This is a genomic window from Aeromicrobium ginsengisoli, assembly GCF_004134905.2.
Lineage (GTDB): Bacteria > Actinomycetota > Actinomycetes > Propionibacteriales > Nocardioidaceae > Aeromicrobium > Aeromicrobium ginsengisoli.
In genome coordinates, this window is sequence record NZ_SDPQ02000003.1 from 83,941 (window position 1) to 108,316 (window position 24,376).

The 24,376-nt window shown below is 69.2% G+C and carries 25 protein-coding genes and 1 tRNA gene; 15 read left to right on the plus strand and 11 right to left on the minus strand.

The window, feature by feature from the left end; genetic code table 11:
* Positions 1–5: 5 nt before the first annotated feature.
* From ESP70_RS20565 to ESP70_RS13555, 3 genes are all read right to left on the minus strand, one after another.
* Entirely contained in the window at positions 6–137 is a 132-nt protein-coding gene (locus ESP70_RS20565; protein ID WP_281287332.1) for a hypothetical protein, read from the minus strand.
* A 74-nt stretch (positions 138–211) separates the two neighbouring features.
* On the minus strand, positions 212–2,071 hold the full coding sequence (locus ESP70_RS13550; RefSeq protein WP_149689862.1) for an asparagine synthetase B family protein: 1,860 nt from the start codon (positions 2,069–2,071) through the stop codon (positions 212–214).
* 15 nt (positions 2,072–2,086) lie between these two features.
* Complete coding sequence (locus ESP70_RS13555) at positions 2,087–2,377, minus strand: PqqD family protein (RefSeq protein ID WP_149689863.1); 291 nt, start codon at positions 2,375–2,377, stop codon at positions 2,087–2,089.
* Between the two features lie 115 nt (positions 2,378–2,492).
* On the opposite strand from ESP70_RS13555, the gene ESP70_RS13560 reads away from it, so the two are divergent.
* On the plus strand, positions 2,493–3,455 hold the full coding sequence (locus ESP70_RS13560) for a nucleotidyltransferase family protein (RefSeq protein WP_188110629.1): 963 nt from the start codon (positions 2,493–2,495) through the stop codon (positions 3,453–3,455).
* On the opposite strand, the gene ESP70_RS13565 is transcribed toward ESP70_RS13560, so the two are convergent.
* Both ESP70_RS13565 and ESP70_RS13570 read right to left on the minus strand, forming a co-directional pair.
* Complete coding sequence (locus ESP70_RS13565) at positions 3,456–4,262, minus strand: hypothetical protein (protein ID WP_149689865.1); 807 nt, start codon at positions 4,260–4,262, stop codon at positions 3,456–3,458.
* A gap of 37 nt (positions 4,263–4,299) precedes the next feature.
* Entirely contained in the window at positions 4,300–4,566 is a 267-nt protein-coding gene (locus tag ESP70_RS13570) for a MoaD/ThiS family protein (RefSeq protein WP_246162036.1), read from the minus strand.
* A 135-nt stretch (positions 4,567–4,701) separates the two neighbouring features.
* Here ESP70_RS13570 and ESP70_RS13575 point away from each other — a divergent pair, with 135 nt between their 5' ends.
* From ESP70_RS13575 to mshD, 3 genes are read left to right on the plus strand one after another with little or no spacing between them, the layout of a single operon-like run.
* Entirely contained in the window at positions 4,702–5,409 is a 708-nt protein-coding gene (locus ESP70_RS13575; protein ID WP_056211454.1) for a winged helix-turn-helix transcriptional regulator, read from the plus strand.
* 26 nt (positions 5,410–5,435) lie between these two features.
* Positions 5,436–6,860, plus strand: coding sequence for a carboxyl transferase domain-containing protein (locus ESP70_RS13580; protein WP_149689867.1), 1,425 nt, complete (start codon positions 5,436–5,438; stop codon positions 6,858–6,860).
* Positions 6,857–7,666: a mycothiol synthase gene (gene mshD, locus ESP70_RS13585; RefSeq protein ID WP_149689868.1), complete on the plus strand. Its 810-nt coding sequence runs from the start codon at positions 6,857–6,859 to the stop codon at positions 7,664–7,666. Before ESP70_RS13580 ends, mshD begins: the two co-directional genes overlap by 4 nt.
* A gap of 9 nt (positions 7,667–7,675) precedes the next feature.
* On the opposite strand, the gene ESP70_RS13590 is transcribed toward mshD, so the two are convergent.
* A complete protein-coding gene (locus tag ESP70_RS13590) occupies positions 7,676–8,719 on the minus strand; it encodes an alpha/beta hydrolase (RefSeq protein WP_149689869.1) in 1,044 nt (347 codons plus the stop codon).
* A gap of 82 nt (positions 8,720–8,801) precedes the next feature.
* On the opposite strand from ESP70_RS13590, the gene ESP70_RS13595 reads away from it, so the two are divergent.
* On the plus strand, positions 8,802–10,925 hold the full coding sequence (locus ESP70_RS13595; protein WP_223148774.1) for an RNA degradosome polyphosphate kinase: 2,124 nt from the start codon (positions 8,802–8,804) through the stop codon (positions 10,923–10,925).
* 6 nt (positions 10,926–10,931) lie between these two features.
* Here the strand turns inward: ESP70_RS13595 and ESP70_RS13600 are convergent, their stop codons facing one another.
* The gene (locus ESP70_RS13600; protein WP_149689871.1) at positions 10,932–12,014 is read right to left on the minus strand and encodes a hypothetical protein; all 1,083 of its coding nucleotides are present in this window, start codon (positions 12,012–12,014) and stop codon (positions 10,932–10,934) included.
* 44 nt (positions 12,015–12,058) lie between these two features.
* On the opposite strand from ESP70_RS13600, the gene ESP70_RS13605 reads away from it, so the two are divergent.
* The 5 genes from ESP70_RS13605 (at position 12,059) to pstB (ending at position 17,078) form a co-directional block, all read left to right on the plus strand.
* Positions 12,059–12,946 carry an NUDIX hydrolase gene (locus tag ESP70_RS13605; protein ID WP_149689872.1) on the plus strand — a complete coding sequence of 296 codons (888 nt, stop codon included), beginning with the start codon at positions 12,059–12,061 and terminating at the stop codon, positions 12,944–12,946.
* 139 nt (positions 12,947–13,085) lie between these two features.
* Positions 13,086–14,177 (plus strand): phosphate ABC transporter substrate-binding protein PstS, encoded by a 1,092-nt coding sequence (pstS, locus tag ESP70_RS13610; RefSeq protein ID WP_149689873.1) that lies wholly within the window; start codon positions 13,086–13,088, stop codon positions 14,175–14,177.
* Between the two features lie 93 nt (positions 14,178–14,270).
* The gene (pstC, locus tag ESP70_RS13615; RefSeq protein ID WP_149689874.1) at positions 14,271–15,215 is read left to right on the plus strand and encodes a phosphate ABC transporter permease subunit PstC; all 945 of its coding nucleotides are present in this window, start codon (positions 14,271–14,273) and stop codon (positions 15,213–15,215) included.
* Positions 15,215–16,279, plus strand: a complete 1,065-nt coding sequence (pstA, locus tag ESP70_RS13620) for a phosphate ABC transporter permease PstA (RefSeq protein ID WP_149689875.1) — start codon at positions 15,215–15,217, stop codon at positions 16,277–16,279. The genes pstC and pstA overlap by 1 nt, the downstream gene beginning before the upstream one ends.
* A 19-nt stretch (positions 16,280–16,298) precedes the next feature.
* On the plus strand, positions 16,299–17,078 hold the full coding sequence (pstB, locus tag ESP70_RS13625) for a phosphate ABC transporter ATP-binding protein PstB (RefSeq protein ID WP_149689876.1): 780 nt from the start codon (positions 16,299–16,301) through the stop codon (positions 17,076–17,078).
* A 59-nt stretch (positions 17,079–17,137) separates the two neighbouring features.
* Here pstB and ESP70_RS13630 read toward each other — a convergent pair whose 3' ends face one another.
* The 3 genes from ESP70_RS13630 to ESP70_RS20155 all read right to left on the minus strand — a co-directional run bounded on the left by ESP70_RS13630 (position 17,138) and on the right by ESP70_RS20155 (position 19,011).
* Complete coding sequence (locus ESP70_RS13630; RefSeq protein ID WP_149689877.1) at positions 17,138–18,151, minus strand: inorganic phosphate transporter; 1,014 nt, start codon at positions 18,149–18,151, stop codon at positions 17,138–17,140.
* A gap of 3 nt (positions 18,152–18,154) precedes the next feature.
* The gene (locus ESP70_RS13635; protein WP_149689878.1) at positions 18,155–18,772 is read right to left on the minus strand and encodes a DUF47 domain-containing protein; all 618 of its coding nucleotides are present in this window, start codon (positions 18,770–18,772) and stop codon (positions 18,155–18,157) included.
* Between the two features lie 86 nt (positions 18,773–18,858).
* Positions 18,859–19,011 (minus strand): hypothetical protein, encoded by a 153-nt coding sequence (locus ESP70_RS20155; protein WP_188110630.1) that lies wholly within the window; start codon positions 19,009–19,011, stop codon positions 18,859–18,861.
* A 210-nt stretch (positions 19,012–19,221) separates the two neighbouring features.
* On the opposite strand from ESP70_RS20155, the gene ESP70_RS13640 reads away from it, so the two are divergent.
* The 3 genes from ESP70_RS13640 (at position 19,222) to ESP70_RS13650 (ending at position 21,191) form a co-directional block, all read left to right on the plus strand.
* Complete coding sequence (locus ESP70_RS13640; protein ID WP_149689879.1) at positions 19,222–20,136, plus strand: NAD-dependent epimerase/dehydratase family protein; 915 nt, start codon at positions 19,222–19,224, stop codon at positions 20,134–20,136.
* Positions 20,133–21,056 carry an RNA polymerase sigma-70 factor gene (locus tag ESP70_RS13645; protein WP_149689880.1) on the plus strand — a complete coding sequence of 308 codons (924 nt, stop codon included), beginning with the start codon at positions 20,133–20,135 and terminating at the stop codon, positions 21,054–21,056. The genes ESP70_RS13640 and ESP70_RS13645 overlap by 4 nt, the downstream gene beginning before the upstream one ends.
* Before the next feature lie 62 nt (positions 21,057–21,118).
* Positions 21,119–21,191, plus strand: a tRNA-Lys gene (locus tag ESP70_RS13650).
* An 11-nt stretch (positions 21,192–21,202) separates the two neighbouring features.
* Here ESP70_RS13650 and ESP70_RS13655 read toward each other — a convergent pair.
* Positions 21,203–22,540, minus strand: a complete 1,338-nt coding sequence (locus tag ESP70_RS13655) for an NAD(P)-binding domain-containing protein (RefSeq protein WP_149689881.1) — start codon at positions 22,538–22,540, stop codon at positions 21,203–21,205.
* Positions 22,541–22,627: 87 nt separating this feature from the next.
* On the opposite strand from ESP70_RS13655, the gene ESP70_RS13660 reads away from it, so the two are divergent.
* Positions 22,628–22,975: an ArsR/SmtB family transcription factor gene (locus ESP70_RS13660; RefSeq protein ID WP_188110631.1), complete on the plus strand. Its 348-nt coding sequence runs from the start codon at positions 22,628–22,630 to the stop codon at positions 22,973–22,975.
* A 113-nt stretch (positions 22,976–23,088) separates the two neighbouring features.
* On the plus strand, positions 23,089–24,342 hold the full coding sequence (locus ESP70_RS13665; RefSeq protein WP_149689883.1) for an HNH endonuclease: 1,254 nt from the start codon (positions 23,089–23,091) through the stop codon (positions 24,340–24,342).
* Positions 24,343–24,376 lie beyond the last annotated feature (34 nt).

Consider the following 24,376-nt stretch of genomic DNA (forward strand, 5'->3'; position numbering starts at 1 on the left):
CCGGGCTACTTCTTGCCGACCTTGCCAGATGAGCCGTCGAGGCCGAGGCCTGACTTGCCCTGGACGACCTGGGTGATGGCGCCGTAGCTGCGCAGCTGAGGGCGGACGTAGACAGAGGTCTGCTTGCTGTTGTTCATGGGAGTCTTCAATTCTGCGAGTGGGAGTAACACCAGAATGATGGGGAGTTCTCCCAGAATAACGGCAACTCTGCTCAAGCGTTACGTGAACGGTCAATCAGACATGTCTTCACGGTGAGCCCGGCGCTGAGGGCCAGCCAGAGCTGGAATCCCTGCGGCTCGCCCGGCGCCCGGTCGAACGACCGCTCCCCTGCGTCGTACGTCCGCAGGAAGGCAGCCGCATCGATCCGGTCGTCCAGGGCGGACAGGGCGCGCTCAGCTGCGGACCGGTCGAAGGCGGCGAACATCTTGCGGATGAACGGTCGGGTCAGCTCTGCCTTGTCGGTCCTCGTCGCCACGGACTGCGGCAGGCGATCGCCGAAGGCGCGGCGGTGCAGGCCGCGGCGCTCGCCGCCGAGCCGGATCAGGTCCTCCGGGAGCCGCAGCACCAGCTCGACCAGTCGGCGGTCGAGGAACGGATAGCGGACCTCGACGTGCCGCTCGGCCGCGAGGCGGTCGGTCTGCTCGTACGCGATGGGGTTGTAGGGCGTCGCGACGTAGTAGTCGCGCTGCTCCTGCTTCGCCAGCGGGCCCGTACGGTCCGGCCGCTCGGCGAGCGCCGGAAGCGGTGACCGGAGCCAGGGGTGGTCACCCGCTCGCCTTCGCTCCCAGCGTGCCGCCATCCGGCGCGCGACCATCCCTTCGGGATGACGACGGACGCGACCGAGCGCCGCCTGACGCGCGAAACCGCGGACGAGGCGCCACAGCGCCGCAGGTCGTGTGAGGCCGTCCCGGCGCAGCCATCGAAAGCCACCACCAAGGTGCCCGGACAGGGCGAGGTCGAGGGGGGCGAGGCTCGAGCCGTACAACGCCTCGTCACCGCCGACACCACTCAGCACGACGGAGCACCCGAGCGCGCGAGCAGCGGCATGGCGCGAGGCGGTGTCGGCCGCGTCGATGGAGTAGAGGGGCTGCTGTTGCGCTGCCACGTCCGTCGCCACGTCGAACGGGGGGATCGCCTCGACCGGGAGAACCTCGACGTCGAGGCCCAGATGGGCGGCCACCGCCGCCGCATGGTCCAGCTCGTCAGCCTCGGCGTCGTCGAAGGCACAGGTGAGGGCCGACATCGTCGCGCCGAGACCGACCGCGGTCGCTGCGACGGTCGACGAGTCGAGGCCGCCGCTCAGCTCGACCGCGATGCCGTCGCGGCAGCGCAGCCGGGATCGCACAGCCTCGTCGAAGCAGTCACGGACCCGGGTCACCGCCTCATCGATCGACAGCGCGAGCGGCTCGATCGACGGGTTCCACCAGCGCTCGACGACTGGTCCGGCAGCTCCAAGACGCAGCAGGTGCCCGGGCGGCAGCCGGTGGATCCCGCACCAGATCGTCCCGTCGACCGGTGGCTCGTCGATGAGGAAGCCGGCGAGATAGTCCTCGTCGACCTCGGCGATCGTCGCGACCTTCAGCACAGCTGACAATGCGGACGCCGCGACGAGCCCAGAACCGGTGTCGGCCCAATACAGCGGCCGCAGCCCGAACGCGTCCCTCGCCAGGATGAGCTCGTCCCGCTCTGCGTCCCACAGCGCGAGCGCGAAGTCGCCGACCAGGTGTTCGAAACAGCCGGCACCCCAGTGCTCGTACGCAGCAAGGATCAGGTCGGCGTCGGTGTCCAGCGCCTGCTCGACCCCGCGTTCCAGCCGGGCCCGCAGCTCGGCCCGGTTGTCGATCCTCGCATCTGCCGTCAGCCACAGGTCACGGCCGGGATGTCGCTGCGGCTGTTGCTCACGAGCAGCCTCCGGCGTCGTCCACAAGGCCGAGTGGAGGAGCGTGCAGCGGCCGACCGTACGACTCGACTCGCGATCCCGGCCGCGAGGCGCGATGGCCGCGGCGACCTGCCCAACGTCGCCGGGCGGGAACGGCTCGCCGTCCGCCAGCAGGACCGCGAACCCGCTCACCCGCGACGAACCCGCTCACTCATCGGCGACGACCAGGCCACGCTCGACGAGCTCCGCTGCCAGGTCCACAAGATCGGCCACGAGCTGGTCGCGATCGACGTCGTACTCGTCGACGATGACGTCGGCCACGGCATCGATCGTGCGGGGCTCGGCGAGCAGCTCGTACATGCGAGCACCAGCTCCGTCGAGGCCGAAGAACTCCTCGCTCGTCAGGTCGAGGAGGACGGTCTCGGTGCCGGCCTGCCTCAGCAGAACGCTGTCCGAGGCGTGCAGGACGGTGGTGGCGGACACTCGGGGCGGAGCCATCGCATACTCCTCGTGACGATCGAACGATCGCTTGAAGGCGGGCCCCGAACGCGAGCGAATGTAGCATTGATCCGGTGGAGATCTGCCCCGAATGAGTCAACGTGTGCCGTCTCATGTGAGGGCCGCCGTCCAGGCGATCAGCCTCGACCTGGCCACCGCGGAGGTCACCGCAGCACTGGCTCGTGAAGGCATCGACTCGGTGCTGTTGAAGGGGCCCGCGACGGTGCGCTGGCTCTATGCCGACGACCCGGACCGTCGGACCTATGTCGACATCGACCTGCTGGTCGCGCCCGACGCATTCGGGTCTGCGGAGAACGTGCTGGAGTCGTGCGGCTTCCGGCCCGGCCTCGGCCGGTTGCGTGCGGTCGAGCGCGAGTGGATGCCCGTGACCCCGTGGGAACGCGAGGGGTCGGCACCGGCCCAGGTGGATCTGCATCGCGGGTTCCACGGCATACGTGACTTCCAGGCGTTCTGGTCGGTGATGACCGCCCACACCGACGAGCTGGCGGTGCAGCGCCGCGCCGTGCGAGTCCCCGACGCGGCCGGCTGCGCCCTCATCGTGACGCTGCACGACACGGCGGTGGCCCGCACCGCCAAGGCGATTGAAGACCTCATGCGGGCGTTCGCGCGGTTCGACGACGCGACCTGGGCGGAAGCCGCTCGGCGGGCCGAGGCGTGCGGAGCCGCGGAGTCGTTCGCGCTCGGGCTGTCCCACCACCCCGCAGGTCGTGAGCTCGCGGCTCGGCTCGACCTGCCCGTCCAGCTGTCGGCCAGCGTCGTCGCTCGCGATCTGGCTGCGCCCGGTGACGACCCCGCACCCGCGGCAGCCGCCGCCCTGCTGCTGGAGCGCTTCGAGGACGCCCCACGCTGGCCAGAACGCGCGCGGATCGTGCTCAACATCGTCTTCCCCTCGGCGGACCACCTCCGCGCGCATCGCCCCTTGGCACGCCGCGGGTGGCTCGGCCTGGCGGTCGTACGGCTGACCTGGCCCTTCTCGTTGATCGCTCGCGCACCACGGGTGCTGCGGCTCGTTCGACGCGCGCGACGCACGACTGCCGACCATTCGTCGGCCGGCTGATCAGAGGCCGGGCGCACCCACGAGCTGGCCGCCGACGTACACGAGGGGCGCTGCAAGGGCGATCGACATCGCTCCGGGAAAGCCCCAGCCGGCGGACGCATGCGTGTGTCCGCGGGACCAGGCCCGCCCGAGCACCTGGCCCAGCACGCCGAACAGCGCCGTGGCCGAGCCGACCGTGATGCCGAAGGCCCACGTGAGGGTCGAGTCGAGGGCCAGCGTCACGGCTGCGCCGGCACCCGCTCCGGCGACGACTGCGAGCACGGCGCAGACGAACCGGTCGATCGGGACGAGCCAGACCAAGAGCCCGGCGGCGAGGCCTGCTGCACCGACGGCGACCGCCTCCGCGTCACCGAGGGACTGCGCGGCGCCGATCCATCCCGTCGACATTGCGGCAAACGCACCGAGCGTCACGGCGTACGCGGTGGACGGTACGAGGTTGGGGCGGCCGTCGGTGCGGAGCATCTGCGCGATCAACGCCACGAAGACCGACACCGCGATCGCCGGAAGGATACCGGCCAGCATCCCGCTGTCGGTCGCACCGACGACATCGGGCGACGTGCCTGCGGCGCCGTTCAACAGGTCCGGCGCCAACGTGATCGCCGTCGCGACGAGGCCGCCACTCAAGGCCGCCACGAAGTGCGGCGAACGGATCGAGTGGCCCGTCGCGTCGACCGCGCTGGGCGCCAGCGCGATCAGCACCTGGACGAGGACGACCGCTGCGCCGACGAACACCGGATCGGCGTAGGCCGCGAGCGTGATCGCGCCGGCCAGCGCGAGCGAGAGCAAGGTCGAACCGAGGCGTGGCACCCCCGCATGATGCCAGTAGGCGTCAGGCCGGCGGGCGCTAACCGCCTGCGAAGGGCGGGAGGAACTCGACGGTGTCGCCGGCGTGCAGCGCGATCGTGGCGGGTTCACGGGCGCCGACCGGGGTGTCGCCGACGAGGATCGAGCACGTGGCGATGACGTCGTCGAAGCGGTCCCGGGCACGGTGTCGCGTGCTGATCTCGGTCAGCAGCTCGGCCAAGGTGCCGGCGGGCACGTGCTCCTCGGCCACGCCTGCGGCCGCCCGCGCGGAGGCCCAGTAGTGCACTGTGACGTCGTTCTCATTCACGTCACCGCGTGGCAATTGTTCCGACACATGAAGTATTGTTGACCATGCAACGAGGCCACGGTGTTCCACCATGGCCTTTTCGCATATCTGGACCCGAACGACCCGGCTAACTCACGCGGCACCGGAAGGCTCACCATGTCCCACCTGCTTCTCCTCACCAAGAGCACGCAGTCGTCGGTCGAGGTGCTGCCGGCGCTCGCCCTGTTGCCGCACCACGTCAAGATCCTGCCCGCCGAGGCGAGTGCCCTGCTCGACGCGCCACCGTGTGACGCCGTCCTCGTCGACGGTCGCCACGACCTCGCGCAGGTGCGCAGCCTCACGCGGGTCATCCGTACGACCGGCATCGAGTGCCCCCTCATCCTGATCCTGACCGAGGGCGGGCTCGCCGTCGCCGCGTCCGACTGGGGCATGGACGACGTCATCCTCACGACTGCCGGACCCGCCGAGCTCGAGGCCCGCCTGCGGCTCGGCATCGGCCGCATCGCCGCGACGCTCGACGGCGACAACGAGAGCCACGTGATCTCGTCGAGCGGCCTCGTGGTCGACGACGCGACCTACACCGCGAAGCTCGAGAACCGCACGCTCGACCTCACGTTCAAGGAGTTCGAGCTCCTCAAGTTCCTCGCCCAGCACCCTGGCCGGGTCTTCACCCGCCAGCAGCTGCTGCAGGAGGTGTGGGGCTACGACTACTTCGGCGGCACTCGCACCGTCGACGTCCACGTACGCCGGCTGCGCGCCAAGCTCGGCACCGACAACGAGACGCTGATCGGCACCGTGCGCAACGTCGGCTACCGCTTCGTCGCGACCAAGACCGAGCCGGCCCGCGACACGGCTGACGCGTAGCTGCTCAGACCTGAGACGATGAGCGCATGGCTCATCTGACTGCACAGGAGCTGCTCGACCTGGTCCTCGACGAGGGTTCGTTCGAGTCGTGGGACGAGCCGGTCGACCACTCCGGCCTCGACCCGACCTATCGGCAGGAGCTCGCCGCGGCCGCGGAGCGCGCGGGCACCGACGAGTCGGTGCTGACCGGACGCGGCCTGATGCACGGCCGGCCGGTCGCGGTGCTGGTCAACGAGTTCCGGTTCCTGGCCGGGTCGATCGGCCAGGCTGCGGCGAAGCGGATCGTCTCGGCTGTACGTCGGGCGACCGCTGAGGGCATCCCGTTGCTGGCGACGACGGCCTCCGGCGGCACCCGTATGCAGGAGGGCACGCCGGCGTTCGTGCACATGGTCGACATCTCGCGGGCGATCATGGACCACCGCGCGGCAGGCCTGCCCTATCTCATCTATCTGCGACACCCCACGACCGGCGGGGTGTTCGCCTCGTGGGGCTCGCTGGCGCACGTCACGGTCGCCGAGCCCGGGGCGCTCATCGGTTTCCTCGGGCCCAAGGTCTACGAGCTCATGGAGGGCCGGCCGTTCCCGCCCAACGTGCAGACCGCGGAGAACCTCGCCGATCGCGGCATCATCGACGCGGTGGTGCTGCCCGACGAGCTGCCGCTGCTCGTCGACCGGGCGTTGAGCCTGCTGATCGATCCGCCCAAGCCGCAGACGCGCGAGCTGCGCAAGGGCGAGGTCACCCGCAAGCGGTCGGCGTGGGAGTCGATCCAGATCACGCGCGGGCGTCATCGCGCCGGCGTACGCGAGGTGCTGCGCTACGGCAGCGACGAGACGCTGCGCCTGCAGGGCACCGAGAAGGGCGAGCGCGACAGCGCGATGATCGTCGCGATGGCCCGCATCGACGGTCAGCCGTGCATCGTGATCGGCCAGGACCGGACGACCCAGACCCGCTTCAAGCCCATGGGCCCGGCCGCGCTCCGCGAGGCGCGTCGCGGGATGCGTCTGGCCAACGAGCTGCGACTGCCGCTGGTGTCGTTCATCGACACCCCCGGCGCAGAGCTGTCGCCCGAGGCCGAGCAGGGCGCGATCGCCGGCGAGATCGCGCGGTGCATCTCGTGGATGTCGACGATGCGGGTGCCGACGGTCTCGGTCATCCTCGGCCAAGGGTGCGGCGGCGGGGCGTTGGCTCTGCTGCCGGCGGACGTCGTCATCGCCGCCGAGAACGCCTGGCTGTCGCCCCTGCCGCCTGAGGGCGCGAGCGCGATCGTGCACGGCGACCTGGACCACGCCGCGGAGATGGCCGAGGCGCAGCGAGTCAGCGCGATCGACCTCTACGAGAACGGCACGGTGCACCACCTCGTCGCCGAGCCCGAGGGCGACACCCCGGAGCTGCTCGCTCGCGCGATCGCCGCCGAGGTCGGATCGCAGCTCGTGGCGCTGAGGGCACGATGAGCATCCTCGAGCTGGCGGAGCGCGCTGCTGCCGTCGACGGTGCCGAGCCGTTCAACGAGGCGAGCCTGTTCGCCCTCCGGGACGGCTCGCCCGCGCGGGTCCTGGTGCAGCTAACCGAGACGGACGGCACGATCACGGCGGCGGCGTACGCGGTCGGCGACGCACCCGTCGAGATCGTCGTCGACCCGGCGCATCGCCGGGCCGGCAAGGGTCGTCGCATCCTCGACGAGCTCCTGGCCGACGGCGAGGACCGCTACTGGGCGCACGGTGACCTGCCGGCGGCCCAGGCTCTCGCGGCATCGGCGGGTCTCACGCCGGAACGCATCCTGTTGGTGCTGCGCCTGACGTTCGACAGGCCGCCGGCACCTGAGCGCGTACCCGACGGCATCACCCTGCGGTCGTACGTTCCGGAGGACGCCGAGCAGCTGATCGCGGTCAACGCACGAGCGTTCGCGCACCACCCGGAGCAGGGTGCGATGGATGCCGCTGACTTCGCCCGGCGTACGTCGTCGGACTGGTTCGACCCTGCAGGACTGTTCGTCGCCGAACGGGACGGGCGCATCGTCGGGTTCCACTGGACCAAGGTCGAGGAGGGCATCGGGGAGGTCTATGTCGTCGGGATCGACCCCGAGGCTCAGGGCGGCGGCCTGGGCACCGCGCTCACGGCCCGTGGGCTGCGGCACCTCCACGAGCTGGGCCTGCCGATCGTCGACCTCTATGTCGAGGGCGACAACGCCCCGGCCCTCAAGGTCTATCGCAACCTCGGCTTCACGGACTGGAAGAAGGACGTCCTCTACTCACGCTGACGAGAGGGTTCAGGAAAGGCCGCGTTGGAGGGCGCTGGCAGCTCGGCGCATCGCCCGGGGTGCTGCCCTGCCGACGCCGACCATGTTGGCGAACGTGTGGATGAGCCCCTCCTCACAGACGTACTCGACGGGGACGCCGGCCGCCTTGAGCTTGTCGGCGTACGCCTTGCCCTCGTCGAGCAACAGGTCGAAGCCCGCCGTCACGACGTACGCCGGAGCGACGCCCGCGACGTCGTGGCGCAGCGGCGAGAGGCGCGGATCGGCCCTGTCCTCGTCGCCGAGGAGATAGCTCTCCTCGCCGAGCGCCATGAAGGCCTCGGTGAGGTAGAACCCTTCGGCGTACGTCTTGCGGCTCGGCGTCGTGTCGAGGAAGTCGGTCACCGGATAGAGGAGCAGCTGGAACGCCGGCTGGATCCCCGGGCCCGCGACCGCATGCTGCGCGACGAGCGCCGCCATGCAACCTCCGGCGCTGTCACCACCGACCGCGATGCGCGTCGGGTCGATCCCGATGCCCTTGGCGTGCTCGGTGATCCACTGCCATGCGGCCGACACGTCCTCGAACGCGGCCGGGAAGGGCGCCTCGGGGGCGAGCCGGTAGTCGACCGCGACGACCCGGACCTGGGCCTCCTCGGCGAGGAACCGGCAGGTCGCGTCGTGGCTGGCGAGGTCGCCATAGATCCAGGCGCCGCCGTGGAAGAACACGAGCGCCGGCGCATCGCCGGTGAGCCCGCGCGGCGTGTAGAAGCGCAGCGTCAGCGGGCCGCCGGGGCCATCGATCGTCCGGTCGGTGACGGCGCCGATGGGCAGGTTGCCACCCACGACCTTGGCGTCGGCGACGACCTTGGCGCGGCCCTTGCGCATCGGCAACGTCTCGGTGGCGGGGCCCTCGATCTTCTGGATCCGCAGCAGCAGCTGCATCTCCGGGTCGAGCGTCCGGCCGTCGATCACGACCGGCGAACCGGCGAGGCGCCTGAGGACCGGGCGCGGCAGCTGGAGGAGCGAGCGGGCGGTGACCCCGCGAGCGGTACCGGCGAGCTGGGCCACGAGCGACATGGTGGTCAAGGTAGCGCATCGGGATTTCGTTCAATCAGCGTTCATCTTCGCCTGTCAAAGTAGACATGTGGAGACCCATGACATGGCCGTTGCCGACCTCGAGGCCCCGGCGTCCCCCGACGAGTTCGACGTCGACCCCCCGTTCGACCCCGCAGAGAGTCCTGCCCTGCCGCACGACCGGTTCCTCGACCGCGAGCTGTCCTGGATCGCGTTCAACGCGCGGGTCCTCGAGCTGGCGCAGGACGACACGCTCCCGCTGCTCGAGCGCGTACGCTTCGCGGCGATCTTCGCGAGCAACCTCGACGAGTTCTTCATGGTCCGCATCGCTGGGCTCAAGCGCCGCATCGCGGCCGGTGTCGCGGTGCCGTCCGCCAGCGGCCTCAACCCCCGCGACGTGCTCTCCCGCAGCCTCGCGGCGAGCCAGGAGCTCATGGTCGCGCACGCCGAGACGTACCACGGAGAGCTCGTGCCGGCGCTGGCCGCCGAGGGCATCGAGCTGCTGCACTGGGACTCGTTGCGACCGACCGAGCAGGAGCAGATCAGCGCGCTCTACCGCGACCGGGTCTTCCCGATCCTGACGCCTCTGGCCGTCGACCCCGCGCACCCGTTCCCCTACATCTCGGGACTGTCCCTCAACCTCGCATTGGTCATGCGCAACCCCGACACCGGCAAGGACCACTTCGCCCGGGTCAAGGTGCCGCCGATCATCAACCGCTGGATGCAGGCCGACCCAGGCCGGTTCGTGCCGCTCGAGGAAGTCATCGCCGCACACCTCGACCTGCTCTTCCCCGGCATGGAGCTCATCGCCCACCACGCGTTCCGGGTCACCCGCAACGAGGACCTCGAGGTCGAGGAGGACGACGCGGAGAACCTGCTCAAGGCGCTCGAGAAGGAGCTGCTGCGACGCAAGTTCGGACCGCCCGTACGTCTTGAGGTCGAGGAGTCGATCGATCCCGGTGTGCTCGACCTGCTGGTCTCCGAGCTGGGCATCAGGGTCGACGAGGTCGTACGCCTGAGGGGCCCACTCGACCTGCGCAGCCTCAACGAGATCGCTGACCTCGACCGGCCCGAGCTCAGCTACGACCGGTTCGTCCCCGGCACCCACGAGCACCTCGCCGAGGTCGAGACCTCCAAGCCCGCCGACCTGTTCAGCGCACTGCGCAAGCGCGACGTGCTGGTGCACCACCCCTACGACTCGTTCGCCACGAGCGTGCAGCGCTTCATCGAGCAGGCCGCCGCCGACCCACACGTGCTCGCGATCAAGCAGACGCTCTACCGGACCTCGGGCGACTCCCCCATCATCGACTCGCTGGTCGACGCCGCACGCGCCGGCAAGCAGGTCCTGGTGCTGGTCGAGATCAAGGCGCGCTTCGACGAGCAGGCCAACATCCGCTGGGCCCGCAAGCTCGAGCGAGCCGGCTGCCACGTCGTCTATGGCCTCGTCGGCCTCAAGACGCACTGCAAGCTCGCGCTCGTCGTGCGCGACGAGCCCGACGGGCTGCGTCGCTACGCACACATCGGCACGGGCAACTACAACCCCAAGACGGCCCGCCTCTACGAGGACTTCGGCCTGCTCACGGCCGACCCCGACATCAGCCACGACCTCACTGACCTGTTCAACAACCTCTCGGGCTTCGCGCAGGACTTCTCCTACCGCCGGCTCATGGTCGCGCCGGCGGGTCTTCGCGACGGGATCCTGGAGCGCATCGACACCGAGATCGCACACCACGCGGCCGGCCGCCCCTCGGGCATACGCCTCAAGGTCAACTCCCTCGTCGACGAGGCCGTGATCGACAAGCTCTACGAGGCGTCCCGCGCCGGGGTCCAGGTCGACCTCATCATCCGCGGCATCTGCACGCTGCGGCCCGGCGTGCCGGGGCTCAGCGAGAACATCCGCGTGCACAGCATCCTCGGCCGGTTCCTCGAGCACAGCCGGGTCTACTGGTTCGCCGGTGGCGGCGAGCCCGAGGCATGGATGGGCTCGGCCGACCTGATGCACCGCAACCTCGATCGTCGCGTCGAGGTGCTCGTCCGCGTGCCGTCGGCGGCGCACACCGAGCAGCTCGGTGACCTGCTCGCGCGCTCCGTCGACCCCGAGACCACGTCATGGCACCTCGGCCCTGACGGCCAGTGGGACCGCCACGTCGGCTCGTCGGACCTGCAGTCGGTGCTGATCGATCGCGCCAAGGCCCGCCGCAGCCGCTAGCACGGTTCAGAGCGGGCAGGCGGCGAAGAGCAAGGGTCCGTCGCCGGTCATGTAGGCCGTGCTGTCCGGGTCGTGGCGGAACCGCAGCACGGCGGTGCTGCCGCGCACGGCGGCCGACCGCAGCACGAGCGACTCCTCGACCCGGCCGGAACGCCCGATGAACGGGCCGGTCGCCAGTGCCCGACGTACCTCGATCTGGTTGGCGGCGGCGGTCGGTGACCTGAACGCGAGCGCGAACCGCATGGTCTCGCTGCGCTTCGAGCCCGCGTCGAGGGCGCGGCCAGCGAACGTCGGCTTGGCCAGCGCACCGGACCGGTCGATCGCGGCACGCGCCTGCGCCCGCACGTCGGCACCCGCGTCGCGGAGCGAGGTCGACTGGCACGCGAACCCGCCGGTCTGCAGCAGCGCCGTGTCGGCGCCGCCGAGGCTGCCCGCGACGTCAGCAGCACTGCGTACGCTCAACAGCGACGGCGCGCCGCGGTGGATCGTCTTGAGCACCGCCGTGGCGTACGCCGGCCGGTCCGCAGCGACGATCAGCCGCTGACCGGCCACGAGGGTCACCGCCGCAAGCGTCGAGGCGAACTCAGAGCGCACGGCGGGACTGTCCTTGTCGATCGTCCAGACGTCGCCGTTGCGCGAGTAGCCGAGCTCCTTCAGGTGAGAGCGGACCGAGCCGAACGAGATCGAGCCGTCGAGCCGCGCGACCATCACCGAGCCGTCGCCCGCCTGCCCGTAAACCTCCCACTCGAGGTCCGCCGGCGACCAGCCGTAGGCGTCGTGCAGCTGCTCGGTGTACTGCCCGAGGACCGAACGGGTCGAGAGGTCACGCAGCGACGCGTCGTCGGTCAGGGCGGCGCGGTCCGCGGCGGTCGTCGAGCCGACCCCGAGCACGGTGCGGATCCGCGACCAGTCCGTGAACCCCGCGACCTGGGTGTCGGCGGGCAGCGTGTCGAGCGCCGACGTCAGGGCTGACCGGGCGTCGGCGGAGACCGTGCTGCCGGCCCAGCGGCCGCCCGCGATCGCCCCGGCGATGACGAGCAGGGGGACCACGACGGCGATCAGCACGAGCCGCAGTCGCATCCCGTCCATGTCTCCTTCATCCGCCGGCCACGTCCTCAGGGGAGAATACGCGTATGCCAAGTGAACGGATCATCAACGCAGCGGGTGGAGTGGTCTGGCGGAAGCGAACCACCGCGAGCCGGGCCGAACCGCGCGTCGACGTGCTCGTGGTGCACCGGCCGTCGTACGACGACTGGTCGTTCCCCAAGGGCAAGGTCGATCCGGGCGAGGCCCTGCAGGCCACGGCGGTCCGCGAGATCTTCGAGGAGACCGGTCTCCGCGTACGCCTGGGGCCCCCGCTGGTGCAGGTCCGCTATCCGATCGCGGCGGGCACCAAGGTCGTCGACTACTGGTCCGCGCGGGCGATCGGCGAGGGCGCGAACGAGGCGTTCGAGCCCAACAAGGAGGTCGACGAGCTCCGCTGGGTCGGCGTGCGTGAGGCACGCGAGCTGCTGACGTACGCCCACGACATCGAGGTGCTGGAGGACTTCCGCAGCCTCCGCGAGCGCCAGGGCCACCGAGCCCGCACCCTGATCGTCGCCCGCCACGGCAAGGCGGCCTCCCGAGACGACTACGAGGACGACCTCGAGCGACCTCTCACCGCCGTCGGGGTCGAGCAGGCGCAGGCGCTGGTCCCGCTGCTCGCTGCCTACGGCGTACGCCGAGTGGTCAGCAGCCCGGCGGTGCGCTGCGCCCAGACCGTCGAACCGTACGCGCACTCGATCAGCACGTTCCTCGAGATCGACGACCGGCTCGCGGAGGACACCCGGGCGGCCCAGGTCGAGCGCTCCGTCGCCGCACTGCTCGATCGCAAGAAGCCCGTCGTGCTGTGCTCGCACCGCCCCACGCTGCCGTGGGTGTTCGACGCGATCGGCAGCGACGTGCACCAGCTCGCGACTGGCGAGGCAATCGTCGTCCACCACCGCAAGGGCACGATCATCGCGACCGAGAAGCTGCCTTGACGGGCAGAACCACCGCACCACGACTCGACCGTTAGATCAGCGTTCACCTCTCGTTCACCCGCGGTCGGACATCGATACACCTGCCCCTCATAGCGTCACGGGACGTAAGCATCTAGAGAATCCCAGAGAGGGACCCCCCGTGAACCGCAACTCACTGCGCATCGCCGCCCCCGCGGCCTTGCTCGCACTCGCCTTCGGCCTCAGCGCCTGCGGTGCAGCGAATGAATCCGATGACTCGGGATCGAAGGGCACCGACACCAAGGTGTCCGGAACGCTCAACGCCGGCGGATCCAGCGCCCAGGAGGCCGCCGTGAACGCCTGGAAGAAGGCCTTCCAGACCACGAACCCCGACACCACGGTCAACTACGACCCGGTCGGCTCCGGTGGCGGCCGTGAGCAGTTCCTCGCCGGTGGCCTGGCGATCGCCGGCTCCGACGCCTACCTGGACGACGACGAGCTCGCCAAGGCCAAGGAGCTGTGCAAGGGCGACGTCGTCGAGGTCCCCGTCTACGTCAGCCCCATCGCCGTCATCTTCAACCTCGACGGCGTCAAGGACCTGAACCTGTCGCCCAAGACGATCGCCGACATCTTCGCCGGCAAGATCACGACGTGGGACGACGCGGCCATCAAGGCCGACAACCCCGACGCCAAGCTGCCCAGCGAGAAGATCACGCCGGTGCACCGCTCCGACGACTCGGGCACCACGCAGAACTTCACCGACTACCTGTCGAAGGCTGCTGAAGGCGCCTGGACGGCCGAGCCCGGTCAGACCTGGCCCATCAAGGGCGGCGAGGCTGCCGAAGGCACCTCCGGCGTCGTGGCCGCGGTCACGGGTGGCAAGGGCACGATCGGCTACGCCGACGAGAGCCAGGCCGGCGACCTCGGCCAGGCCAAGGTCAAGGTGGGCGACACGTTCAACGCCGCCACGCCTGAGGCTGCTGCCAAGGTGCTCGACACCTCCAAGCCCGTCGCCGGTCGCTCGGCCACCGACATCGCGATCGACGTCGACCGCACCTCCACCGAGGCCGGTGTCTACCCGATCGTCCTGGCGTCGTACCAGATCGCCTGCCAGGCGCCCGCGAAGGACGCTGCACTCATCAAGGCGTGGCTGACGTACGTGGCCAGCAGCGACGGTCAGGCTGCTGCCGCCGCCGGTGCCGGTTCGGCCCCGCTCACCGCGGAGTTCGGCAAGAAGGTCCAGGCCGCGATCGAGACGATCAAGGTCAGCTGACCCCGACCCTTGAGCTTGTCGGAAGGGCGCACGTCCTTCCGTCAGGCTCATGGGCCGGGTTCCGGTCCCCTCATTTCCTGAAAGGCACCACCTGTGACCAGCACGCAGGCTCCCGCTCCCGGCCGGGCTCCGATCCGCCGTCCCGGTGACCGCATCTTCTCCGGCGTCTCCTTGGGCGCTGGACTGCTCATCCTCGCGATCCTTGCCGGCGTGGCGATCTTCCTCACGGTCCAGGGCATCCCCGGGATCACCGCCTCGCCCGACGAGGTCAAGAGCGGCAAGAGCTTCCTCCCGTACGTCTGGCCGCTCGTCTACGGGACGCTGATCGCCGCGACCGTCGCGATGCTCATCGCGGTGCCGGTCGCGATCGGCGTCGCCCTCTTCATCTCGCACTACGCGCCTCGCAGGCTGGGCCAGACCCTGGGCTACCTGATCGATCTCCTCGCCGCCGTGCCGAGTGTTGTCTACGGCCTGTGGGGCATCGGCTTCCTCGCACCGCACCTGGTCCCGTTCTACGCCTGGCTCGACGAGCACCTCGGGTTCCTGCCGTTCTTCGGCCCGGCGTCGGCAACCGGCCGCACCATCTTGACCGCGAGCATCGTGCTTGCGGTCATGATCCTGCCGATCATGACCGCGATCTGCCGCGAGATCTTCCTGCAGACCCCTCGCCTGCACGAGGAGGCCGCCCTGGCCCTCGGCGCCACGCGCTGGGAGATGGCCCGGCTGGCGATCTTCCCCTACGCCCGCTCGGGCATCGTGTCGGCCGCGATGCTGGGCCTCGGCCGTGCCCTCGGCGAGACGCTCGCCGTCGCGATGGTGCTCTCGGTCGGAGTCGGCACGGTCACTGCCAACCTCATCGGCAGTGACAACCCCAGCACGATCGCCGCGAACATCGCCCTCGGCTTCGCCGAGGCGACCGGCAAGAGCGTCAACGCCCTGATCGCCAGCGGCCTGGTGCTGTTCGTGATCACCTTCCTCGTCAACTTCGCCGCCCGGTCCATCGTGGACCGCCGCAAGGAATTCTCCGGAGCCAACTGATGACGACCACTCTCACTCCGCCGCCCGTCGACGTCTCCCGCGAGCTCTACGGCGCACGGCTGCCGACCTGGGGCCCGCGCGCCGTCATCACCGCGGCCGTTGCCGCGGCTGCGGCCGCGTACGCCGTCGGGGTGAATCTCCTGCAGGCCGCCCTCCTCGCCTGGGTCATCTGCATGGTCCTGCCACTGTGGTCCGCCGCCGTCGAAGGTCGCCGCAAGGCGACCGACCGGCTCGTCACGACTCTGGTGTCGTCCGCGTTCGTGCTCGCGATGTTCCCCTTGTTCAGCATCCTGTGGACTGTCATCAGCAAGGGCACCAAGGTCTTGTCGGCAGAGTTCTTCACCAACTCGATGCGCAACGTCGTCGGCGAGGGCGGCGGCATCTACCACGCACTGGTCGGGACGCTCCTGATCACCGGGGCGGCCGCAGTCATCTCGATCCCGATCGGCATCTTCGCAGCGATCTACCTCGTCGAGTACGCCGAGGGCAACCGGCTGTCCCGCTGGATCCGGTTCCTGGTCGACGTCATGACCGGCATCCCGTCGATCGTCGCGGGCCTGTTCGCCTACGCGCTGTTCGTCCTGTTCTTCGGTGAGGGTGTCCGCATGGGCATCGGCGGCTCGGTCGCGTTGTCCGTGCTGATGATCCCGATCCTCGTCCGCTCGACCGAAGAGATGCTCAAGCTCGTGCCCAACGAGCTGCGGGAGGCGTCGTACGCGCTCGGAGTGCCCAAGTGGCGCACCGTGTCCAAGATCGTCCTGCCGACGTCGCTCGCCGGCATCGTCACCGGTGTCACGTTGTCGATCGCCCGCGTCATCGGCGAGACCGCTCCCCTGCTGATCATCGTCGGCACGACCGACTCGGTGAACTTCAACCTCTTCGACGGGCGTATGGCATCGCTGCCGGTCTTCGCCTTCGCGTCGCAGCGCAACCCCGGCATCCCGCCGGAGTTCAGCATCGACCGTGCGTGGGGAGCCGCGCTCGTGCTGCTGATCATCGTGATGCTGCTCAACCTCATCGCCCGCCTCGTCTCCTACTTCTTCTCGCCCAAGGGCGAGCGCTGAGTTCAGAAAGGACTCTGTCATGGCCAAGAGCATCGATGTCTCTGACCTGAACATCTTCTACGGCGACTTCCTCGCCGTGGAGGACGTCACCATCCCGATCGCCGCGAAGTCCGTCACGGCGTTCATCGGCCCCTCGGGCTGCGGCAAGTCGACCTTCCTCCGGTCGCTCAACCGCATGCACGAGGTCATCCGCGGCGCCCGCGTCGAGGGCAAGGTGCTGATCGACGGCCAGGACCTCTACGGCGCCGACATGGACCCCGTGAACGTCCGCCGGATGATCGGCATGGTGTTCCAGCGGCCCAACCCGTTCCCCACGATGTCGATCTACGACAACGTGCTCGCCGGGCAGAAGCTCAACAGCAAGCGCATGAAGAAGACCGAGGCCGACGACATCGTCGAGCGGTCGCTGCGCAGCGCCGGCCTGTGGGCGGAGGTCAAGGAGCGCCTCGACCGTCCGGGCTCGGGCCTGTCAGGCGGCCAGCAGCAGCGCCTGTGCATCGCCCGCGCGATCTCGGTCGAGCCGGAGATCCTCCTGATGGACGAGCCGTGCTCGGCCCTCGACCCGATCTCGACGAGCGTCATCGAGGACCTGATCCACGAGCTCAAGACGCAGTACACGATCGTCATCGTCACCCACAACATGCAGCAGGCGGCGCGCGTCTCCGACGAGACCGCGTTCTTCAACCTGTCGGGTGTCGGCAAGCCCGGCCGGCTCATCGAGCACGGGCGTACCGAGGCGATCTTCTCCAACCCCACCGACCCGGCCACCGAGGCCTACATCCAGGGACGGTTTGGATAACAGCTCCATCACGCACGAATGCCCCCACGCCGAGCGTGGGGGCATTCGTGTTCAGGACCTTAGTTGCCCGGGATGACCAGGTGGAGGATCACGTAGGTGATCGCGCCGACGGCGGCCGCGGCGGGGATCGTGATGATCCATGCGGTGATGATCCCCCGAGCCACTCCCCACCGTACGGCGCTGAACCGCTTCGTCGCTCCGGCGCCCATCACGGCCGATGTCATGGTGTGCGTCGTCGAGACCGGGGCGTGCGCGCCGATCGCCATGCCGTAGAGGACGAGCGCTGCCGTCGACTCGGCGGCGAATCCGCGCGGCGGGTCGAGCGCGATGATGCGGCGGCCCATCGTGCGCATGATGCGCATGCCGCCGGACATCGTGCCGAGCGAGATCGCACTGGCCGCCGCGATGATGACCCACAGCGGGATGTCGTCACCGCTGTGCTCCCCGCCGGCGATCAACGCGAGGACGATGACGCCCATGGTCTTCTGCGCGTCCTGCAGGCCGTGACCCAGGGACAGCGCCGCAGCCGAGACGGTCTGCGCGAGGCGGAAGCCGCGGTTGAGCGTGTGCGGGTTGGCGCGGCGGAACACCCACATGATCGTCAGCATGACGAGGAACGCGCCGCCGAAGCCGATCGCCGGGCTGACCACCATCGGAATGGCGACCTTGTCGACGACCTTGTCCCAGTCGACCGAGACGCCGGCTGCGAGGCCGACCCCGATCAGACCGCCGATCAGGGCGTGCGACGAGGACGACGGGATGCCGAAGTACCACGTGATGAGGTTCCAGACGATCGCCCCGACCAGTGCGCTGAGCACCACGGTCAGGGCGTGGTTGGACGACATGTCGTCGAACCCGGTGAGGATGTCCTTGATGGTCTTGGCGACACCGACGCCCAGCAGCGCTCCGACGAAGTTGAGGATCGCCGCCATCGTCAGGGCCAGGCGTGGCGTCAGAGCCCGCGTCGACACTGAGGTGGCGATGGCGTTCGCAGCGTCGTGGAAGCCGTTGGTGTAGTCGAAGAACAGGGCGATGGCGACAGTGGCGATCACCAGCGCCAGGGTGAGGTCCACGACTCAGGACTCCTTGACGGCGATCTGCTCCACCGTGTTCGCGACCGACTCGAGGGCGTCGATGGCGTGCTCGAGGGAGTCGACGACATCCTTGCGCTTGAGCACTTCGAGCGACTTGTAGTTGCCGCTGAACAGGTTGGCCACGATGCGGCGGTAGGAACGGTCGCCCTGGTTCTCGAGGCGGTTGATCTCGATCCAGTACTCGTCGAGGTCCTTCATGGTGCGAAGCCGGGGCATCGCCTCGGCGGTCAGCTGGGTCGCACGCTGCAGCACCTCGACCTGGGGCGCGAAGTCGGCCGGCAGGTCGCCGAGCTCGTAGAGGCCGACCAGGTCGACCGTCTCCTCCATGAAGTCCATGACGTCGTCGAGGCTGCTCGCGAGCCGGTAGATGTCCTCGCGGTCGAACGGGGTGATGAACGTGGAGTTGGCGCGCTTGATGATCTTGTGCGTCGTCTCGTCGGCCTGGTGCTCGGCCTCGCGCATCTGCTCGCCGATCGACTTCTTGTCGGTTCCGGTGTCCAACATCTGCGCCAGCAGATCGGCGCCGAGTACGAGGTGGTTCGCCATTTCGGTGAAGAGTTCGTAGAACGTCGTCTCAACCGGTCGAATGCGAAAACGCACGACTAGCTCCTGTCAATGCTGGGTAGGCCACGCCCATGCTAGAGGCAGGGCGCTCCAGAGTGTCAATCGCGGTGCCACTCAGGCGGTCATCCCGCTTTCGCGATCCCGAGGATCTCGTCGACCTCACGCTGGGAGAGGTGGCCGTCCTTGGATGAGGCCGCGATGATGAGCCGACTCGTCAGCTCGATCTCATCGAGTGCCTGGTCGTCGCGGAGGCGACTGTCCAAGGGCTCCGGCATCAGGGGCGCTCCCTCTTGCTTTCGGTCTGCACAACACACGGTCAGCCCGATCACGGCAAGCCGTGTCAGGGTTGTCCTCCCCTTCGGACGAGGTTATCGGGTCACCCCTCGCCGCGCACGCGATTTCCGGTTTACGACCCGTATGTCACAGGATCCAGGACTGTCTCGTCCCAGGTACGACAGCGAAGTCGAACCTGGAAGGTGACCATCATGCGAGTGTTCGTGGCAGGCGGGACCGGAGTGATCGGCCAGAGTCTGATCCCCCAGCTGGTGGCCCAGGGCCATCACGTGACGGCGACGACGACCAACGTCGGCAAGCTGGACGTGCTGAGCCGGCTGGGAGCCGAGGCGGTCGTGATGGACGGACTCGACGCGGCAGCCGTCGGCGAGGCAGTGGCTGCGGCGGAGCCGGACACCATCGTCAACCAGATGACCGGCCTGTCGCCGACCCACGGCGGCAAGCTGAACCCGCGGAAGGCGGACCGCTACTTCGAAGCCACCAACCGTCTCCGCAGCGAAGGCATCGACCACCTGTTGGCGGCCGCCGAGGCGACCGGCGTCTCCCACGTGGTCTCCCAGAGCCACGCCAGCTTCAACGGGCTGCGCGAGGGTGGCTGGGTCAAGACCGAGGAGGACCCACTGGAGGTGGTCGAAGGCACCAAGGCGGTCAACCACCTCGAGGACGTGGTGCTCAAGGCCGGTGGCGCGGTCCTGCGCTATGGCGGGTTCTACGGCAACGGCGCCGACGAGGAGCAACTGAAGTTCGTACGCAAGAGGCTGGTCCCGATCCTCGGCGGCGGTGCGGGCCACTCCTCGTTCGTCCACATCGACGATGCCGCGAGCGCGACCGTCCTGGCGGTGGAGCAGCGCGTACGAGGCGTGTTCAACATCGTCGACGACGAGCCCGCCCCGTTCAACGAGTGGCTGCCCTTCTATGCGAAGTGCGCCGGCGCCAAGCCCCCGCGACGGGTGCCCGCGTGGCTCGCGCGACTGCTGATCGGAGACATGATGGTGGGCATGATGACCGAGGGGCGCGGCTTCTCCAACGCCAAGGCCAAGCGCGAGCTCGGCTGGGAGCTGCGCTACCCCAGCTGGCGGCAGGGGTTCGCGAAGGAGCTGGCATGACCCGCACCGAGGAGTTCGAGGACCTGCGGGGGCTGCTGTTCTCCATCGCGTACCGGATCCTCGGCAGCGTCGCCGAGGCCGAGGACGCCGTTCAGGAGACCTGGCTGCGCTACGAGGCCACGCCGACGGAGCCGACCTCGACGAAGGCGTTCCTGTCGGCGGTCGTGACCCGTATCTCGATCGACGTGCTGCGCTCGGCCCGCGTGCGCCGGGAGGCGTACGTCGGACAGTGGCTGCCCGAGCCGCTGCTGGACGACCCCTACGAGGACCCCGAGCGGGCGGCCGAGCTGGCCGACTCGGTGTCGATGGCGGCCCTCCTGCTGCTCGAGCGGCTGAGTCCGCTCGAGCGCGCGGTGTTCGTGCTGCGGGAGGTGTTCGGCTTCGGCTTCCCCGAGGTCGCCACCGCGGTCGGCCGCTCCGAGGTGGCGTGCCGTCAGCTCGCCACGCGGGCCCGGCGCCACATGGATGGCGGGCAGGCCCGGTTCGAGGCCGACCGCAAGGAGCGGGACGTGCTCGCGGCCCGGTTCTTCGATGCACTGCTGGGCGGCGACGTCGACGGACTGCAGGACCTGCTCGCCGCCGACGTCCAGATGGTCGGCGACGGTGGCGGCAAGGCCCCCGCGTTCGCCAGGATCGTGCACGGCGCGGCCAACGTCGCGCGGGTACTGGCCGGCAACTTCCCGCTGCTCGCCGAGATCGACGTCCACCTCCAGCCGCGCCTGCTGAACGGTGACCCCGGGGTCGTCCTGCGGGATCGCGACGACCGGGTGGTCGGCACCATGACGCTGGAGGTGCTCGACGGCCGGATCCAGACGATCCGATCGGTCGTGAACCCCGACAAGCTCGGGCACGTCGGCCCCGTCGGCGACGGCTGGGCGCTGGCCGAGGCGATCAAGCAGGCCCGCCGGTCGGGCAGCTGACCTTTCCGGTTCAACGAACCGGACCGGCCACTGGCAGACTGTGTACGCGCGTCATACGGCGCGGGCCTCTAGCTCAATTGGCAGAGCAGCGGACTTTTAATCCGCGGGTTGTGGGTTCGAGTCCCACGGGGCCCACTCAGCTTGGTTCACCGCGTGGTGCTGAGGGTGATCAGCTCGGGGCCGGAGGTCGTGCCGCAGCAACCACCGCCGGAGGGCTCGGCGTCGAACCCGCCGGCACCGCCACATACGCCGGTCTCGGGCAGCGTCAGCTCGACGCGTGCCGCGGACTCGTGGTCGCCGGCGATCTCGGCCACGACCGACCGGGTCTGCTCGAAACCGGTGAGCGTGAGGAACGAGGTCGCACGCCCGTACGACTTCATGCCGACGAGGTAGAAGCCGACCTCGGGCTGCGCGAGCTCTTTGGCGCCGTGCGGATAGACCGTGCCACACGAGTGCACGTTGGGATCGATGAGGGGTGCGAGTTGGCGCGGTGCCTGGAGCACAGGGTCGAGGTCGAGCCGGATCTCGGACAGCATCGACAGGTCGGGGCGGAACCCGGTCAACGCGATGACCTCGTCGACCCCTTCGAGCTCCTGCCCGTCCATCGAGGTGAGCGTGAGCGTGCCGTTGTCCGCGCGTACGACCGAGGCCGTGCGGAAGCTGTTGAGCGTACGGACGGGCCCGGACGACACGGCTTCGGCGGCCCGGCGCCCCAGGGCTCCGCGCTCGGCGAGCTCGTCGTCGTCGCTGCCCTCGAACGCGGCTCCGACGCTGGCCCGGCGGACGAGCCAGGAGACCCGCGTCGAGGGGTCCTGCTCGGCGAGGGCCACGAGCCCGATGAGCGCGCCCTTGGCCGACGCACCGGTGCCGGCGACGACGACGTGCTTGCCGGCATAGCGCTCTCTCGTCGCGGGGTCGGCGAGGTCGGGGATCCGGTACGTGATGCGGTCCGCGGCGGCCTGTTCGCCGAGGGCCGGCAGCCCGTCGCCGCCGAGCGGATTGGGGCCGGTCCATGTACCGGACGCGTCGATCACGGCTCGCGCGGAGATCCGCTCAGCGCCTGCTGCCGACTCGACGTGCACCGTGAACGCCTGGTCCTCACGTCCGGAGTCGACGAGCCGGTCGCGCCCACTCTTGGCGACGCCGACGACCTTCGTGCCATATCGGACGGTCTCGCCGAGTGCGTCCGCGAGCGGCTGCAGGTAGTCGTCGGCCCACGTGCCGCCGGTCGGGTACGCAGCCTGGTCAGGGCTCGTCCAGCCGTTCTCGTCGAGCAGCTCGGCGGCGGCCGGGTCGACGAGCTCCGACCACGGCGAGAACAGGCGTACGTGCGACCACTCCCGCACGGCCGCTCCGGCAACCTGGCCGGCTTCGAGCACGAGGAACGGCAACCCACGACTGCGCAGCTGCGCGGCGGCCGCGAGGCCTGCGGGGCCGGCACCGATCACGGCGACGGGAAGCTCGGGGTTCTGCAGGTCCGGCATGGGGCGCTCCTGATTCATCCAAAAGTTTCGATGAATGCGACTGTACCCTTTCATCGACGAATGTCAATGAAAGGGTATGCTGGATCCATGCCGACCTCGCTGACCGTGCTCGAGTCCGCCGCCACCGCGTGCTGCTCCCCCATCACACGCGGAGCCCTGAGCGCCGAGGAGGCGAGTGAGCTTGCGGCTCGCTTCAAGGCGATCGGTGACCCGACGCGCCTGCGTTTGCTGTCGCTCGTCGCGGCGAATGAAGGTGGCGAGGCGTGCGTCTGCGACCTCAACGAGCCCCTCGACCTGTCGCAGCCCACGGTGTCGCACCACCTCAAGATCCTGGTCGACGCCGGGTTGCTGACCCGTACGAAGCGCGGCACGTGGTCCTACTACGCGCTGGTCCCGGGCGCCCTCCCGATGCTTGCGGAGACCCTGCAAGTCTGAGTCAATTCGCGGTCTGACGACCATCCTTTCACATGGGTACGACACGTGATTTGGTCCGCCATTTCAGTGAATAACCTCTTGTCATCGAACAGGTGTTCGACTAGAGTTGGAGTATGAACCCGCAGCCCACGATCGACGCGATGCGCACCGCCGCGCAGACGCTCCGTGGGGGCGATGTGCGCGAACAGCTGCATGCCCTGCAAGAGGCGCAGCACGCGATCGACGCGGCACAAGCCGTCCTGTTGGTGGAGCTGGAGGCGTCGAAGGACTACGAGCTCGACGGCGCGTCGACCCTGAACACGTGGGTCCGAAACCAGCTGCGGATGAACTCTGGTGAAGCCAACACCCTGGTCCGCGGCGCGATCATCTCCCGCGACTTGCCCTCAGTTGCCGAAGCTGCCTTCGATGGTCGGATCAGCACTCAGCACGTGCGGGCGTTCGTCTACGGGTTGCGCCACGTCGGGCTCGAACCGATGCGCCAGCACGAACAAGTCCTGCTCGCCGTGGCGTTGGAGCACGCACCATCCGACCTGTTCGAAGCCGTCAAGCACCTCAAAGCCCTCGTGCACCCCGAAGACCTCGACGACGCCTGGGAACGCGGCATGGATCGCGAAGACTTCAACGTCGAAGCAGTCCCCGACGGCTGGCACGTCAACGGTTTCCTCAACACGATCACCGGCGCCAAGCTCAAAGCCGTCCTCGACTCGGTGTCAGCACCGCGGGACAAGGACGACGACCGCACCGGATCGCAACGCCGGGTCCAAGGCCTCGACGACCTGCTCGACAGCATCCTGGCTGGCGGGCTCCCCTCGGACAAGGGCGTCCGACCCCACGTGTCCGTGTTCGTCGACGCCGACACCGTCGCCGCAGCCGCCGAACACGTCCAGCAGGCCACCGAGAAGCCGTTCACGACACCCGACCCGATGCCCGAAACCGAACCCGCGAAACTCGCAGGGCACGGTGCGATCGGACCCCACCTGCTGATGTACCTGGCGTGCATCGGCGACACCACCGCGTTCCTCACCCAACACCGCGACGGCCAACAAGCCCAGATCATGAATGCCGGGACCATCAAGTACCAACCCACCCTCCTGCAACGCCGCGCCGTCCTCGCCCGCCAGAAGGGCGTGTGCGCCACCCCGGGTTGCAAGCACACACATCTGGAGATCCACCACACCATCTGGTGGCCCCACGGCGGACCCACCGACCTCGACCTCCTCATCGGCCTCTGCGTCAGGTGCCACCACCTCCTCCACCGAGGCCGACTGGCCATCACCGGCAACGCCGTCACCGGGTTCGAGTTCACCAACCACACCGGCCGCACCCTCCGCCGCCGACGACAAACCACCCACCGCCAAGCCGCCTGACCACACGTCCGGCGGCCCACCGGCGCGCCCGAGT